13 protein-coding genes are annotated in these 14038 nt (G+C 62.2%); 9 read left to right on the top strand and 4 right to left on the bottom strand.

Features of this window, described 5'->3' with window-relative positions:
• Positions 1 to 30: 30 nt before the first annotated feature.
• On the bottom strand, positions 31 to 1860 hold the full coding sequence (locus NDI72_RS15135; RefSeq protein WP_206546350.1) for a PHA/PHB synthase family protein: 1830 nt from the start codon (positions 1858 to 1860) through the stop codon (positions 31 to 33).
• Positions 1861 to 2060: 200 nt separating this feature from the next.
• Here NDI72_RS15135 and NDI72_RS15130 point away from each other — a divergent pair, with 200 nt between their 5' ends.
• The 5 genes from NDI72_RS15130 (at position 2061) to recJ (ending at position 8146) form a co-directional block, all read left to right on the top strand.
• Entirely contained in the window at positions 2061 to 2432 is a 372-nt protein-coding gene (locus NDI72_RS15130; RefSeq protein WP_206546349.1) for a hypothetical protein, read from the top strand.
• A gap of 84 nt (positions 2433 to 2516) precedes the next feature.
• Positions 2517 to 3737, top strand: a complete 1221-nt coding sequence (locus tag NDI72_RS15125) for an LL-diaminopimelate aminotransferase (protein ID WP_206546348.1) — start codon at positions 2517 to 2519, stop codon at positions 3735 to 3737.
• Positions 3738 to 3777: 40 nt separating this feature from the next.
• Complete coding sequence (locus NDI72_RS15120; protein ID WP_113155453.1) at positions 3778 to 5091, top strand: homoserine dehydrogenase; 1314 nt, start codon at positions 3778 to 3780, stop codon at positions 5089 to 5091.
• 140 nt (positions 5092 to 5231) lie between these two features.
• Positions 5232 to 6209: a class II fructose-bisphosphatase gene (glpX, locus tag NDI72_RS15115; RefSeq protein ID WP_113155452.1), complete on the top strand. Its 978-nt coding sequence runs from the start codon at positions 5232 to 5234 to the stop codon at positions 6207 to 6209.
• A 155-nt stretch (positions 6210 to 6364) separates the two neighbouring features.
• The gene (gene recJ / locus NDI72_RS15110; RefSeq protein WP_113155451.1) at positions 6365 to 8146 is read left to right on the top strand and encodes a single-stranded-DNA-specific exonuclease RecJ; all 1782 of its coding nucleotides are present in this window, start codon (positions 6365 to 6367) and stop codon (positions 8144 to 8146) included.
• Positions 8147 to 8155: 9 nt separating this feature from the next.
• Here recJ and NDI72_RS15105 read toward each other — a convergent pair whose 3' ends face one another.
• From NDI72_RS15105 to folE, 3 genes are all read right to left on the bottom strand, one after another.
• Positions 8156 to 9139, bottom strand: a complete 984-nt coding sequence (locus NDI72_RS15105) for a patatin-like phospholipase family protein (RefSeq protein WP_371685904.1) — start codon at positions 9137 to 9139, stop codon at positions 8156 to 8158.
• Positions 9140 to 9327: 188 nt separating this feature from the next.
• Positions 9328 to 9774: a phosphoribosyl-AMP cyclohydrolase gene (gene hisI, locus NDI72_RS15100; protein WP_113155450.1), complete on the bottom strand. Its 447-nt coding sequence runs from the start codon at positions 9772 to 9774 to the stop codon at positions 9328 to 9330.
• Entirely contained in the window at positions 9774 to 10439 is a 666-nt protein-coding gene (gene folE / locus NDI72_RS15095) for a GTP cyclohydrolase I FolE (RefSeq protein ID WP_113155449.1), read from the bottom strand. The genes hisI and folE overlap by 1 nt, the downstream gene beginning before the upstream one ends.
• A gap of 243 nt (positions 10440 to 10682) precedes the next feature.
• On the opposite strand from folE, the gene NDI72_RS15090 reads away from it, so the two are divergent.
• From NDI72_RS15090 to thrS, 4 genes are all read left to right on the top strand, one after another.
• Positions 10683 to 11129 (top strand): iron-sulfur cluster assembly scaffold protein, encoded by a 447-nt coding sequence (locus tag NDI72_RS15090; RefSeq protein ID WP_113155448.1) that lies wholly within the window; start codon positions 10683 to 10685, stop codon positions 11127 to 11129.
• A 2-nt stretch (positions 11130 to 11131) separates the two neighbouring features.
• Positions 11132 to 11473 carry a membrane protein insertion efficiency factor YidD gene (gene yidD / locus NDI72_RS15085; RefSeq protein WP_113155447.1) on the top strand — a complete coding sequence of 114 codons (342 nt, stop codon included), beginning with the start codon at positions 11132 to 11134 and terminating at the stop codon, positions 11471 to 11473.
• On the top strand, positions 11470 to 11889 hold the full coding sequence (locus tag NDI72_RS15080; protein ID WP_113155446.1) for a DUF2267 domain-containing protein: 420 nt from the start codon (positions 11470 to 11472) through the stop codon (positions 11887 to 11889). Before yidD ends, NDI72_RS15080 begins: the two co-directional genes overlap by 4 nt.
• Positions 11890 to 12013: 124 nt before the next feature.
• Positions 12014 to 13990 (top strand): threonine--tRNA ligase, encoded by a 1977-nt coding sequence (gene thrS, locus NDI72_RS15075; protein ID WP_283800855.1) that lies wholly within the window; start codon positions 12014 to 12016, stop codon positions 13988 to 13990.
• The last annotated feature ends 48 nt before the right edge of the window (positions 13991 to 14038 follow it).

Raw genomic sequence — 14038 nt, 5'->3', positions numbered from 1 at the left:
CAAGGTTTTGGTCCTGATCCAAGGGCGTGATCAGGCGCGGGTGCGAACATAATCTCCGGGTGCGTCGGCCAGAGCTTTCTTGCCTTTTGCGGGTTTGCGCGCCTTTACCTCTTCATTGTCGAGGCCGGTGATCCATTCGTGCCATCTGGGCCACCAGGAGCCCGCGTTCTCCTTCGCCTGCGCCATCCAGTCGTCCAGTTCGCCTTCAGGCTTCGGTCCGCTCCAGAACTGGTATTTCTTCATCTCGGGCGGGTTGATCACGCCGGCGATGTGGCCGGACCCCGCGAGCACGAACTCCACCGGTCCGCCGAAGAAACGGCTTCCCAGGAAGACGGATTTCGCAGGCGCGATGTGATCCTCGCGGGTTGCGAGGTTGAAGATCGGTATGTCGACATCTTCCAGATGCAGCGTCCTGCCGCGCAGCACCGCGCGGCCCTGCGAGAGATTGTTCTCCAGGTAGCAGTTGCGCAGGTAATAGGAGTGGTTCGCCGCTGCGAGCCGGGTGGAATCGGAGTTCCAGTAGAGAAGGTCAAAGGGCAGGGGCGCCTGACCGCGCAGGTAATTGTTGACCACATAGGGCCAGATCAGGTCGCCCGCGCGCAGCATGTTGAAGGCGGTGGCCATGCGTGTGGCGTCCAGAAAGCCGCGTTCACGCATTGCCGCGTCCAGCGCCTTTATCTGCTCTTCATCGACAAAGACCTTGAGATCACCGGCAAAGGTGAAGTCCACCTGCGTCGTCAGGAAGGTTGCAGACGCGATGCGTTGCTCACCCTCTGCCGCCATCAGCGCGAGGCCTGCGGCAAGCAGCGTGCCGCCCACGCAATAGCCCATTGCGTTGACCTGCTTCTCGCCCGTTGCCTGTTCGATCGTGTCGAGCGCGAAGCGAATGCCCTCATCAATGTAATCACCCCAGTCCAGACAGGCGTGGCGCTCATCCGGGTTGATCCACGAGATGACAAACACCGTGTGGCCCTGTTCCACCGCCCAGCGGATGAAGGAGCGCTTGGGGTTGAGGTCGAGAATGTAGAACTTGTTGATCCATGGCGGCACGATGAGCAAGGGCCGCTTGAACGCTTTCTTGGTGGTCGGCTCGTATTGCAGCACTTCCACGAGCCGGTTGCGGGCGATGACCTTGCCCGGCGTGGTGGCGATGTTCTCGCCCACCTTGAACTTGGAGGCGTCGGACTGGCGCAGTTTCAGGTCGCCCTTGCCAGCGGCGATGTCCTCGGCGAGCATGCGCATGCCGCGCACGAGATTTTCGCCGTCGCTCGCCATGGTTTCCCGGTAAAGCTCGGGATTGGTGAGCAGGAAGTTCGATGGCGAAAGGGCCTGGCTCATCTGCTCGACATAGAAGCGGGCCTTGTGGCGCGTCGCCTCATCCAGATTGTCGGCTCCATCAACCAGGTCGGCCGCCCAGCGCGCGGTAACCAGATAGGCCTGTTTCAGGAAGCTGAAAAAGGCGTTGCGGCCCCATTCGGGGTCCTGAAACCGCTTGTCCCTGTCGGATGCCGGCGCATAGTCGGCGATATTGTCTTCGCTCATGCGGCGGATCGCATTCGCCCAGATGCCCATGAACTCGCCAAAGAGCCGCGTCTGCGCCTCCAGTGCGCGCGCCGGATCGCTCAGCCAGTATTCACTGACGCGGGAGAACGTTTTGACCATGTCGGCGAGGGGCGCTGCGGAAATGTCGGTCGATTCGCCACTTTCGCGGGCCTGCCTCCAGGAGGCGGCCGCCTTGCCGAGCTCTTCGAGCGCCTGCGCCAGATTCTGCGCAAAACGCTGCGGATCTTTTGCGAAATACTGCTCTACCGTGCTGTCTGCTTGGTTTTCTGCGCCATTGGTCTGCTTTTCATGAGCCATGTTCTGCGCCTACAACCTAAACGCGCCTTTCAACGGGCGCGGTGTTAACATAATCTGACGGGAGGCTCCCCCTCTGCCATCATGCATGGTAGTGGCTTGAATCGGAAGAGAATATGAAAATCAAATCTCACGGCGGTTTTTTTCGCGCAGTCGCGCTTCTCGCTCCGGTGGTTGCGTTGCCGCCGATTCTGGGGGGGTGCATGAGCGCAAGCCTGGAGGATGCAGCGCCCGCCGCCGCCCTCCGCACGCCGCCCGTGGCTCCACAACCCGCCCCGCGCACGGCGGCAACGCCGTCGCAGAAGCCGGCACCAGGTGCGTCGACACCGGGTGCGCCCACACCGGGTGCAAATGTGACCGGCGCGTATCCTGACCTGAATGTGCCGCCGGCCTCGGCGACCGCGCCCATCGCGCCTTCGGAAAAGGATGCGCTGATGCGCGACCTGACAGCGACGCGGCAAAGGCTGGAGAACAGTGCGCCGGCAAATAATGCGGATGCCGAGGCGCGCCGTCTGCGCAATCTGGCGAAAACCCATGCCGAGCGGCAGCTTCAGGAAATCGAAAAGACCGAGTAGGGACGGGGTTCCTGCTCTCGACCGTTGACGGGATTGGGTATATGAGGACCGGGCGCGGCATCGCGCATCCCGTTTTGAGGTACGATGATGGAAGAATTCCATAAGATCCGCCGGCTTCCGCCTTATGTTTTCGAACAGGTAAACCGCCTGAAAGCCAGCGCGCGAGCGCGCGGCGCGGACATCATCGATCTCGGAATGGGCAATCCCGACCTGCCGACGCCGCAGGCCATTGTCGACAAGCTGTGCGACGTGGTGCGCGATCCGCGCACGCATCGCTATTCGTCTTCGCGGGGCATTCCGGGATTGCGCCGTGCGCAGGCGGCTTATTATGAGCGCCGCTTTGGTGTGAAGCTTGATCCCGAGACCCAGATTGTCGCGACGCTTGGCTCCAAGGAAGGTTTTGCCAACATGGCCCAGGCGATCACCGCGCCGGGCGATGTGGTTCTTTGCCCGAACCCGACCTATCCGATCCATACATTCGGCTTCATCATGTCGGGCGGCGTCGTGCGCGCCATTCCCGCCGAGCCGGATGAGAATTTCATTCCCGCGCTTGAACGCGCGGTGCGCTATTCGACGCCAAAGCCGCTGGCGCTGATCCTCAACTATCCGTCAAATCCGACGGCCTGTATGGCATCGCTCGATTTCTACAGGGACGTCGTTGCGTTCGCCCGCAAGAATGACCTCATCATTCTGTCGGATCTTGCCTATTCGGAAATCTATTTCGATGGCAACCCGCCGCCCTCCGTTCTGGAGGTTCCGGGCGCAATGGATGTGACGGTGGAGTTCACCTCCATGTCGAAGACCTTCTCCATGCCCGGCTGGCGCATGGGGTTTGCGGTCGGCAATGAGCGTCTGATCGCGGCGCTCTCGCGGGTGAAGTCCTATCTGGACTATGGCGCGTTCACGCCGATCCAGGTGGCCGCCGCCGCCGCGCTCAATTCCGATGGCTCCGAGATCGAAGAGGTGCGCGAGGTCTATCACCGCCGCCGCGATGTGCTCGTCGAGTCTTTTGGTCGCGCAGGCTGGGAGGTTCCGCCTCCGCCGGCCACCATGTTTGCCTGGGTGCCGATCCCCGAAGCCTATCGCGCGCTTGGCTCGCTTGAGTTTTCCAAGCTGCTGGTCGAAAAGGCGGAGGTGGCGGTCGCGCCGGGCATCGGTTTCGGCGAGTTTGGCGATCAGCATGTGCGCATTGCACTGGTGGAGAACGAGCACCGGATACGCCAGGCGGCGCGCAGCATCAAGCGCTTCCTTGCAACGGCGCCCGAAAACACCGACAACGTCATCCCGCTCGGCGCCCGTCGCTGAGTCCCACTTACAGACTGTTCAAGAAGGAGCACGCCGCATCATGTCCGAAGCGTTGCGTATTGGAATTGCGGGTTTGGGAACCGTAGGAGCTTCTGTCGTGCGCTGCATGACGGAGAAGGAAGCGGAACTGACCAGGCAATGCGGACGCATGATGACGCTCACGGCTGTCTCGGCGCGCGACCGAACCCGTGACCGTGGCGTCGATCTCGGCAATGCAAAGTGGTTCGATGATCCGGTGGAGCTCGCCCGTTCGTCTGATATCGACGTGTTCGTCGAACTGATCGGCGGCGATAGCGGCCCTGCCTATGACGCGGTGAAGGCAGCGCTTGAGGCCGGTCATCACGTGGTGACCGCCAACAAGGCGCTTCTGTCCAAACATGGCGTGGCGCTGGCGACGATTGCCGAGGAGAAGGGCGTTCTCCTCAACTATGAGGCGGCGGTCGCTGGCGGCATTCCGGTCATCAAGACAATGCGCGAAGCGCTGGCCGGTAATGATGTGAGCCGCGTGTTCGGCATCATGAACGGTACGGCCAACTACATTCTGACGCGGATGGAAGAAGAGGGGCTTTCCTTTGAGGACTGCCTCGCAGAGGCTCAGCGTCTTGGTTATGCCGAAGCCGATCCGACCTTCGATATCGAGGGACACGACACGGCGCACAAGCTCTCGATCCTCACGAGCCTTGCCTTCGGCTGCCAGATTTCGGCTGACGACATCTACATGGAAGGCATTTCCAACATCAGCCAGGCCGATATTCGCGCCGCCAGCGAACTCGGCTACCGCATCAAGCTTCTGGGCGTCGCGCAGCGCACCGACAGCGGCATCGAGCAGCGCGTGCACCCGACCATGGTGCCCACGCAGTCCGTGATCGCTCAGGTGCATGGCGTCACCAATGCAGTGGCAATCGAGACCGATGTTCTGGGCGAGCTCCTGCTCTCCGGCCCCGGCGCCGGCGGCAATGCGACGGCCTCTGCCGTGATTGGCGACATGGCGGATATCGCCAAGAGCCGGCCCGGCTTCCAGCATGGCCCGGTCTTCGGGCGTCCGGCCGCGAAGCTGAAGCCTTACCAGCGTGCGCGCATGCGTGCGCATGAGGGCGGCTACTTTATCCGCATGACCGTGCATGACCGCGCCGGCGTGTTCGCAGCCATCGCCAAGCGTATGGCCGACAACGAGATTTCGCTGGAATCCATCGTTCAGCACGCCGATGGCGGTCTGCCGGAGGATCAGAAGAACGTGATTCTCGTAACCCACGAGACCACCGAGGAAGCCGTGCGCAAGGCGGTGGATGGTGTGATTGCGGACGGTCACATGGTCGACAAGCCCCAGGTTATCCGCATCGAGCGGGCAGCCTGACGCAGGTTTGGCGTCTGTCACATTTATTCAATCGATTCATGTTTTTGACGGGGCGGTGAGGGACTTGCCGTCCCGCGCCGTCTTTGTCACAAGAAGCCGGCCCGCTCATGGGGAGCGGAAGAACATCAGGATTTGAGTCAATGTTGAAAGCCTCGCAGGCGGGTCTCGACCGCATTCTCACGCTGGAACTCGTTCGTGTGACGGAGCGCGCGGCTGTGGCTGCAGCGCGGCTGCGCGGACGTGGTGACGAGAAGGCCGCCGATCAGGTGGCCGTCGACGCGATGCGCTCCGAACTCAACCGCCTGCCCATTCAGGGCACGGTGGTGATTGGCGAAGGCGAACGCGACGAAGCGCCGATGCTTTACATCGGTGAGGAAGTGGGCGTGGGCGAAGGCCCGGAAGTCGACATCGCGCTCGACCCGCTGGAAGGCACCACGATCTGCGCCAAGAACCTGCCGAACTCGCTGGCGGTGATCGCCATCGCAGAGCGCGGCAGCCTGCTTTATGCGCCCGACGTCTACATGGAAAAGATTGCCGTCGGCCCGGGCTATCCCGAGGGCGTTGTCGATCTCGATGCGCCGGCCGTGGAGAACATCGAAGCGCTGGCCAAGGCCAAGGGCGTTCCGGTCAATGAGATCACGGCCTGCATTCTCGATCGTCCGCGCCATGCGCGCCTGATCGAGGAAGTGCGCGGCACCGGCGCTGCAATTCGCCTGATCGGCGATGGCGACGTGGCCGGCGTGATCCACACGACCGACCCGGACGAAACCGGCATCGACATCTATCTGGGCATCGGTGGCGCGCCGGAAGGCGTTCTGGCGGCTGCGGCTCTGCGCTGCATTGGTGGCCAGATGCAGGGACGTCTGCAGCTCAACACCGAGGAAAAGGTGGCGCGCGCGGCCAAGATGGGCATTTCCGATCCCGCCAAGGTCTACCGCATGGACGAGATGGCCAAGGGCGACGTTCTGTTCGCTGCGACCGGCGTGACGGATGGCAACCTGCTTTCGGGCGTGAAGTTCGGCCGTGACCAGATCTCCACCCACACCATCGTCATGCGCTCTTCTTCGCAGACGGTGCGCGAGATCATCGCCCGCCACCAGGATCTGGACAAGTTTTAGAGCATCGGACCGAAAAGTGGGATCCGGTTTTCGGGTCATTCCGATGCTCCATCAATGATTTAGATCGTCCTTTGTGCGTCCGGAAGGGCGCACAAATATCCAAGCGGGTTACGGCCCGCTTGCCTTTGTTGGGCCGCTGTGAAACGTAGGCGGTAATGACTGGCGAAAAACGGTATTTCCTCGATGTCCGGCACTCCGCACGCGGTCTTGCGTGGGAGCATCGGCTTGACCTGCGCGGCGAGAACGCTGCGCTGGCCATGGCGCAGACCCATGGCATTCCCGAAATCGTGGCGCGGGTTCTGGCCGGCCGCGGGGTGGATATCGACGATGCAGAGCGCTTCCTCGATCCCACCATTCGCGATCTCTTGCCAGATCCGGCAACGCTGACCGACATGGACAAGGCTGCCGAGCGGCTCGCCCATGCGGTGCGGCGCGGCGAAAAGGTGGCGATCTTCGGCGATTACGACGTCGATGGCGCTGTTTCCTCGGCCATGATGAAGCGCTTTCTCGGGCATTACGGCATCGACGCCGAGATCTATATTCCCGACCGCATTTTTGAGGGCTACGGCCCAAATCCCGACGCGATGCGCGACCTTGCGGGGCGTGCGAGCCTCATCGTTACCGTCGATTGCGGCGTCAACAGTGCCGCCGCCATCGCCGCCGCCAACGAGGCGGGCGCGGATGTGGTCGTGCTCGATCACCACCAGGTGGGCGGCGATCTGCCGGATGCGGTTGCGGTGGTGAACCCCAATCGCGAGGACGATCTTTCCGGCCAGGGGTTCCTGTGCGCTGCGGGCGTCGTGTTTCTGGCGCTTGTCCAGACCGCGAAGCATCTGCGTCAGGGCGGTGTCTCCAAGCCGCCGCCGAACCTGCTCGGCCTTCTTGATCTGGTGGCGCTGGGCACGGTCTGCGACGTGGTGCCGCTCGTTGGCGTCAACCGCGCTTTCGTGGTGAAAGGGCTTGTGGCCGCGCGCCAGATGAACACGCCGGGACTGGCTGCGCTGGCGCGGGTGTCGCGCATTGGCGAACCGCTCAACCCCTACCATCTGGGCTTCATGATCGGCCCGCGCATCAATGCGGGCGGGCGCATCGGCAATGCGGCGCTGGGCAGCAATCTGCTCGCCAGCGACGATCCTGCCGAGGCTGCCAAGATCGCCGAGACGCTCGACCGGTTGAACACCGAGCGGCAGGAAATGGAAACGGTGATGCTGGCCGAGGCGAAGGCGGAGGCCGATGCAGAACTGATTTCGGGCGAGGGGCCTGCGGTTCTGGTAACGGCAAGCGACCGCTGGCATCCGGGCATTGTCGGGCTGCTCGCCTCCCGTCTCAAGGATCACGCAAGGCGACCGACCTTCGCCATCGCCTTCGGTCCGAATGGCAAGGGCACCGGCTCCGGCCGCTCCATTCCCGGTTTCGATCTCGGCAAGATCGTGCGCGAGGCGGTGGCCGAGGGCATTCTGGTCAAGGGCGGCGGGCATGCGATGGCTGCCGGCATCACGGTTGAGCGCGAGAAGCTTGGGCCGTTGCGCGCCTTCTTCGAGGAGCGGGCGGCGAGTGCAGTAAAGCGGCTGCGCGACGCCGAGAGCCTCAAGATCGATGCAGCGCTTTCTGCCGATGGCGCGAACCTTGCGCTGCTCGATGCACTGGAGACGGCCGGGCCTTTCGGGTCCGGGCATTCGACGCCGGTTCTGGCGCTGCCGCGCCACCGTCTGGCGGATGCGCGTGTGGTGGGCAATGGCCATATCCGCGCAGAACTGCGCTCACAGACCGGCGCGCGCATGGAGGCGATTGCTTTCCGTGCGGCGGAAACGGATCTCGGCAATTTCCTGTTCGGCAATCGCGGTGCGACCATTCACGTGGCGGGCACCCTGGCGGCCAATCACTGGAATGGAAACAAACGCATCCAGTTGCGGCTGCAGGATGCGGCCAGCGCCTGAGCGCTGTGCCTATCCGAGAACCGTGAGCAGGCGTTCGAGTTCGGTAAGCCGGGCCTGCGTGGTTTCGTAACCGATGGTGATCGCCTCGTCGGCGCGGTGAAATTCCGTCAGGCCGATATGGCCGAGCTTGGGCTGAAGCGACAGGTCGGGCGGATCGCCCGCCATGCGCGCCCGTGAAATGCGATCCTGAATGATGTTGAAGGCCTCGACCATGACGCCGGTGATGCCAAGGCGCTGATCGCGCTGCTGCGGCCCCTTGTCGACCACCAGAGACGCAGTCTCGCCTTCCTCGCTTTCCTGCGGCATGTCGGCGGAATGCTTGATGACGGCGGCGCGGCCAAACAGGTCGTAATGCAGGTTCACCGCCATGACCAGAGGCTGCTCATAGGCGCGGCAGGCGGAAACGGGAACCGGATTGACCAGCGCGCCGTCCACCAGAACGCGGCCATTGCAGGTGACGGGTTCGAAAACGCCGGGCAGCGCATAGGACGCGCGCATGGCGGTGATCAGCGATCCTTTCGACAGCCAGATTTCATGACCGGTGCGGATTTCCGCCGCCACACAGACGAAGGGTTTGGCGAGGTCATCGAAGGTGACATCCTGAAGGTGCTCCTGCATGCGGGCCGTCAGCTTCATGCCGCCGAACAGGCCGCTGCCGCCAAAATTGATGTCGAGCAGGCCGAAGATGCGGCGTTTGGTGAGGGACCGGGCGAATTCTTCCAGCTCATCAAGCTTGCCGGCGAGATAGCAGCCGCCGACCAGTGCACCGATGGAGGTTCCGGCAATCATGCCGACGGGGATCTGGGCTTCATCGAGGGCGCGGAGGACGCCGATATGCGCCCAGCCACGGGCCGCGCCGCCGCCAAGAGCCAGGGCAATGCCGCCTTTTTCAGGCGCGGGCGCTGGATCAAGCGGGGGCGGTTCCGGCGAAATCACGTCGATTTCCCGGTTTTCCTGTTTCCTGCGTAGAGATGCCCAATCGAGCATGTTCATCTCCTCGTCCCCGGAAGCATCATGCCTGAGGACTGTATCGAATTGGTGAATATGCGTCGCTGTGGCGAACCGAATGGTTCAACGCTGCCTCACCGAGGAACGCGGCTACTACCCCTTCCCAGTAGATGGGCGCTCCCGAGGAGAAAGTCTACGCTTCGGGCGTTCAAGAAATCGAGACCGACTTTCGGTCAAGCATGTCCGTCTTTGTCGTCCAAAGGCTTCATGCCGAGGTCGACCAGAACCGGTTTGCCGTCGCGAATGCTCACATTGCGGTAGAAGCAGGTGCGGCGACCGGTGTGGCAGGTTGCGCCATCGCCGGCGACGCGTACGCTCAGATGCACCGCATCCTGATCGCAGTCGGTGGCGATGGAGACGATGTGCTGGACATTGCCGGAGGTCTCGCCCTTCTTCCACAATTTGCCGCGCGAGCGCGACCAGTAATGGGCGATGCCGGTTTCAAGCGTCATGGCGAGAGACGTGGCGTTCATGTGCGCCACCATCAGAAGTGCATTGGTGTCGGCGTCCGTCACCACGGCCGTGATGAGGCCATTGGCATCGAAGCGCGGAGAAAAAGCCGCGCCCTCTTCGAGCGCGGCCTTGTCGGATGGGGCAGGGGGAAACGTGAGTGTGGTCATCAGCCGTGTTTGTCGCGCAGCATGGTCATGAAGCGCGCCTGTTCCTGAAGGTCTTCGCGATAGGCGCCGGTGAAGGTCGTCGTCAGCGTGACCGAACCCTGTTTGCGGATGCCGCGCATGGCCATGCACATGTGCTCGGCTTCCACGAGAACGGCAACGCCGCGCGGCTTCAGGACGTCCTGAATCACATGGGCAATCTGCGCCGTCATGGCCTCCTGCGTCTGCAGGCGACGGGCGAAGATGTCGACCACGCGGGCGATCTTGGATAATCCGACCACCTTGCCGTCCGGCAGATAGGCGACATGCGCCTTGCCGATGATCGGCACCATGTGGTGTTCGCAATGGGAATGGAACGAGATGTCCTTGATGAGGACCATGTCGTTATAGCCCTGCACCTCCTCGAAGGTGCGGCCGAGTTCTTCGGCGGGACACTGGTCGTAGCCGGAGAACATTTCGCGATATGCCTTGGCGACGCGCTTGGGCGTCTCGATCAGGCCCTCACGGTTGATGTCGTCGCCTGTCCAGCGCAGCAGCGTGCGAACGGCGTTTTCGACCTCTTCCTGAGAGGGGCGATCAGTAACTGCTTTGTCCATATAGGAATTCTTCTCCGCAGTGGCTTCACCCTTATCGGCATGAGGCGGAAAGTTCTTGATAATGGCGTCCATAGAAGGCGTCTCCCGTAGTTCCTGTCTCAGCAGGAACGAGTTGAACGGTTCACGGCCTTATCCAGCGGGTATTGGAGAAAAATTCTCAGCCCGGCCCGACAGTGGCGTGCGCGAAACTGGAACCCGCAGCGGCATCATGCCTTGTCGCGGGCCCATAGCGATCATTATATAAGTGCCTTGAAGCAGAAGGAAAGATGCCGAAACGACTTTGATTTGTTTCGGCTGCGGCAGAGCGGGAAAACCATGCTGGACGATGTCTATAACGCAAAAATTCTTGGCTTTGCCGGCAATATTCAGCGGGTTGGACGGCTGGATAATCCCGACGCCACGGCAAAGGCGCACTCAAAGCTTTGCGGCTCCACTGTCATTGTCGATCTCAAGATGGATGGCGACACGGTCACAGACTTCGCGCATGAGGTGAAGGCCTGTGCGCTCGGTCAGGCATCGTCCTCGATCATGGCTGCGCATGTGGTGGGTGCGAAGGCTGATGAGCTGCGCCATGTGCGTGACGCGATGTACGCCATGCTCAAGGAAGAAGGCCCGCCGCCGGCAGGCCGCTTCGAGGATCTGAAATATCTGGAGCCGGTGCGCGGCTACAAGGCGCGCCATGCTTCAACGCTTCTCACCTTCGATGCGGTGGTGGATGCCATCGACCAGATCGAAAAGGCGCGCGCTGGCGCTGCCGCCTGACGATGGCCCAGCCCATTCGCAGCCGCAACTGGCAGGGGCCCTGGCCGAAGACGCCCGGTCGCCTGTTCGGAACGGCTTTCGTGCGGCTCTACCAGCTCACCCTGTCGGGCTTCATCGGCAATTCCTGCCGGCATTTCCCAACCTGCTCGGAATACACCTATGAGGCGATTGCCCGGCATGGGCTGTGGTCGGGCGGCTGGATGGGACTTTTCCGCGTGGTGCGGTGCGGGCCGGGCGGCACACATGGGATCGATCCGGTGCCCGATGTGCTGGAACAAGACCTGAAATGGTGGACGCCGTGGCGCTTCTGGCGGGTGGCGCGGCAGAAAGGCGAGCATTCATGACGGTGCCGATGGACTATCTTTACGCCAGCCGCGATTTCCGGCGTTTTCTCGATGCGGTGAAAAAGCAGTCCATGCGCGGTTCGCATAATCAGAGCTATGCGATGACGCGCGCCGTGCTGCACGTGTTTCGCAGCCACGTGCCGGTGAAGGACGCGCTGGCCTTTGCGGAAGTCCTGCCACCGCTCCTGCGGGTGATCTTCATTGAAGGCTGGGATGTTGAGGCGGAAGTCACTCCGTTTCCCGATCGTGAAACGCTGCACCGGGAGATGAAGGCCGTGCGGGAACCGCACAACACTGCGCCTGAAACCGCCATTGGAGATGTCGCCGCTGTCCTGCGTGCGGAGGTTGGCGAGGAGCGGCTGCGGCGGGTGCTTGGCGCCATGCCAATAGGGGCGGAAGACTACTGGCTGAAATAGCCGCGACACTACTGCCGCCGGTTTGCCCTTTACCTTCGCTGGCGAAATGCTTATTTCGGGCCCGCAAACCCAGAATGCCCAAACCACCCGCGCTCGTTGGCGGGACTGGATAAGGAGAAGACTTATGGCCGAGGCCGTTTCCCTGAAATTTCCCGATGGCTCCGTTCGCGAGTATGACGCGGCGACGACCGGCGCTGACATTGCAGCCGGCATCTCCAAGTCGCTCGCCAAGAAGTCCGTCGCCTATGCGCTTGATGGCACGGTGCGCGATCTGTCGGAGCCTGTCGGCACGTCCGGCGATATCGAGATCGTCACCCGTGACGACCCGCGCGCGCTGGAACTGATCCGTCACGATGCCGCGCATGTGCTCGCCGAAGCCGTGCAGGAACTGTGGCCCGGCACCCAGGTCACCATCGGTCCGGTGATCGAGAACGGCTTCTATTACGACTTCGCCCGCAATGAGCCCTTCACGCCCGAAGACCTGCCGGTCATCGAGAAGAAGATGGCGGAGATCATTGCGCGCAACAAGCCTTTCACCAAGGAAGTCTGGTCGCGCGACAAGGCCAAGGAAGTGTTCGCCGAAAAGGGCGAGAGCTACAAGGTCGAGCTGATCGACGCGATCCCCGAGGATCAGGACGTCAAGATCTACGCGCAGGGCGACTGGTTCGACCTCTGCCGTGGACCGCACATGGCTTCTACCGGTCAGATCGGCAAGGCTTTCAAGCTGATGAAGGTGGCCGGCGCCTATTGGCGCGGCGATTCCAACAATCCGATGCTGACCCGCATCTACGGCACGGCCTGGCACACGCAGGAAGAGCTCGACCAGTATCTCCACATGCTGGAAGAGGCCGAGAAGCGCGACCACCGTCGCCTTGGCCGCGAGATGGACCTGTTCCATTTCCAGGAAGAAGGCCCGGGCGTCGTGTTCTGGCACTCCAAGGGCTGGCGCATGTTCCAGAACCTTGTGAGCTACATGCGCCGCAGGCTCGCAACCGATGGCTATGATGAGGTCAACGCTCCGCAGGTGCTCGACAAGAGCCTGTGGGAGACTTCCGGTCACTGGGGCTGGTACAAGGAGAACATGTTCAAGGTCGAGTGCGCGGACGACGAGGCGGAAGACACCCGCACCTTCGCGCTGAAGCCGATGAACTGTCCCGGTCACGTGCAGATCTTCAAGCATGGCCTGAAGTCCTACCGCGACCTGCCGATCCGGATGGCCGAGTTCGGCAATGTGCATCGCTACGAGCCTTCGGGCGCGCTGCACGGCCTGATGCGTGTGCGCGGCTTCACGCAGGACGACGCGCACATCTTCTGCACGGAAGACCAGCTTGCGGCTGAATGCCTGAAGATCAACGACCTGATCCTCTCCACCTATGCCGATTTCGGCTTCAAGGAGATCACGGTCTTCTTCTCCACGCGGCCTGAAAAGCGCGTCGGATCGGATGCGCTGTGGGATCACGCCGAGGAGATCATGACTGGCGTTCTCGAAAAGATCGCCGCCTCGGACAGCCGCATCAAGACGGCGATCAATCCGGGCGATGGCGCGTTCTACGGGCCGAAGTTCGATTATGTTCTGAAGGACGCCATCGGCCGCGAATGGCAGTGCGGCACGACGCAGATCGACTTCAACCTGCCGGAGCGTTTCGGTGCGTTCTACATCGATCAGGATTCGGAGAAGAAGCAGCCGGTCATGGTGCACCGGGCGATCTGCGGCTCGATGGAGCGTTTCCTCGGCATTCTGATCGAGAACTTTGCCGGTCACTTCCCGCTCTGGTTCGCACCGGTGCAGGTGGTGGTGGCGACGATCACGTCCGATGCCGACGAATATGCACTGAAAGTGACGGAGACGCTGAAGGAGGCCGGACTTCTGGCCGAGGTGGATCTGCGCAACGAGAAGATCAACTACAAGGTCCGCGAGCACTCGCTGGCCAAGGTTCCGGTGATCCTCGTCTGCGGCAAGCGCGAAGCGGAAGAAGGTACGGTGAACATTCGCCGGCTGGGCAGCCGCGATCAGGCGTCCATGTCGCTGGCCGATGTGACCGCCATGCTGGTCGAAGAGGCAACGCCGCCGGACCTGAAGCGCAAGGCCGCGAAGGCCTGAGCTGTAAGGCGCTCAAAACGAAGAAAGCCCCGCTGGATGCAGCGGGGC

Origin of the sequence: Nitratireductor sp. GZWM139 (assembly GCF_030068685.1) — a bacterium.
GTDB classification, from domain to species: Bacteria; Pseudomonadota; Alphaproteobacteria; order Rhizobiales; family Rhizobiaceae; genus Nitratireductor; species Nitratireductor aquimarinus.
This window is presented reverse-complemented; position numbering and strand designations above follow the sequence as displayed.

Bases quoted from the DNA above. Each gene is read 5' to 3' on its own strand.
- folE (WP_113155449.1), bottom strand. From the start codon at position 10,439: ATGGACGCCATTATCAAGAACTTTCCGCCTCATGCCGATAAGGGTGAA.
- NDI72_RS15105 (WP_371685904.1), bottom strand. From the start codon at position 9,139: ATGAACATGCTCGATTGGGCATCTCTACGCAGGAAACAGGAAAACCGG.
- NDI72_RS15130 (WP_206546349.1), top strand. From the start codon at position 2,061: ATGAGCGCAAGCCTGGAGGATGCAGCGCCCGCCGCCGCCCTCCGCACG.
- hisI (WP_113155450.1), bottom strand. From the start codon at position 9,774: ATGACCACACTCACGTTTCCCCCTGCCCCATCCGACAAGGCCGCGCTC.
- thrS (WP_283800855.1), top strand. From the start codon at position 12,014: ATGGCCGAGGCCGTTTCCCTGAAATTTCCCGATGGCTCCGTTCGCGAG.
- NDI72_RS15125 (WP_206546348.1), top strand. From the start codon at position 2,517: ATGATGGAAGAATTCCATAAGATCCGCCGGCTTCCGCCTTATGTTTTC.
- glpX (WP_113155452.1), top strand. From the start codon at position 5,232: ATGTTGAAAGCCTCGCAGGCGGGTCTCGACCGCATTCTCACGCTGGAA.
- NDI72_RS15080 (WP_113155446.1), top strand. From the start codon at position 11,470: ATGACGGTGCCGATGGACTATCTTTACGCCAGCCGCGATTTCCGGCGT.
- recJ (WP_113155451.1), top strand. From the start codon at position 6,365: ATGACTGGCGAAAAACGGTATTTCCTCGATGTCCGGCACTCCGCACGC.
- NDI72_RS15090 (WP_113155448.1), top strand. From the start codon at position 10,683: ATGCTGGACGATGTCTATAACGCAAAAATTCTTGGCTTTGCCGGCAAT.
- NDI72_RS15120 (WP_113155453.1), top strand. From the start codon at position 3,778: ATGTCCGAAGCGTTGCGTATTGGAATTGCGGGTTTGGGAACCGTAGGA.
- yidD (WP_113155447.1), top strand. From the start codon at position 11,132: ATGGCCCAGCCCATTCGCAGCCGCAACTGGCAGGGGCCCTGGCCGAAG.
- NDI72_RS15135 (WP_206546350.1), bottom strand. From the start codon at position 1,860: ATGGCTCATGAAAAGCAGACCAATGGCGCAGAAAACCAAGCAGACAGC.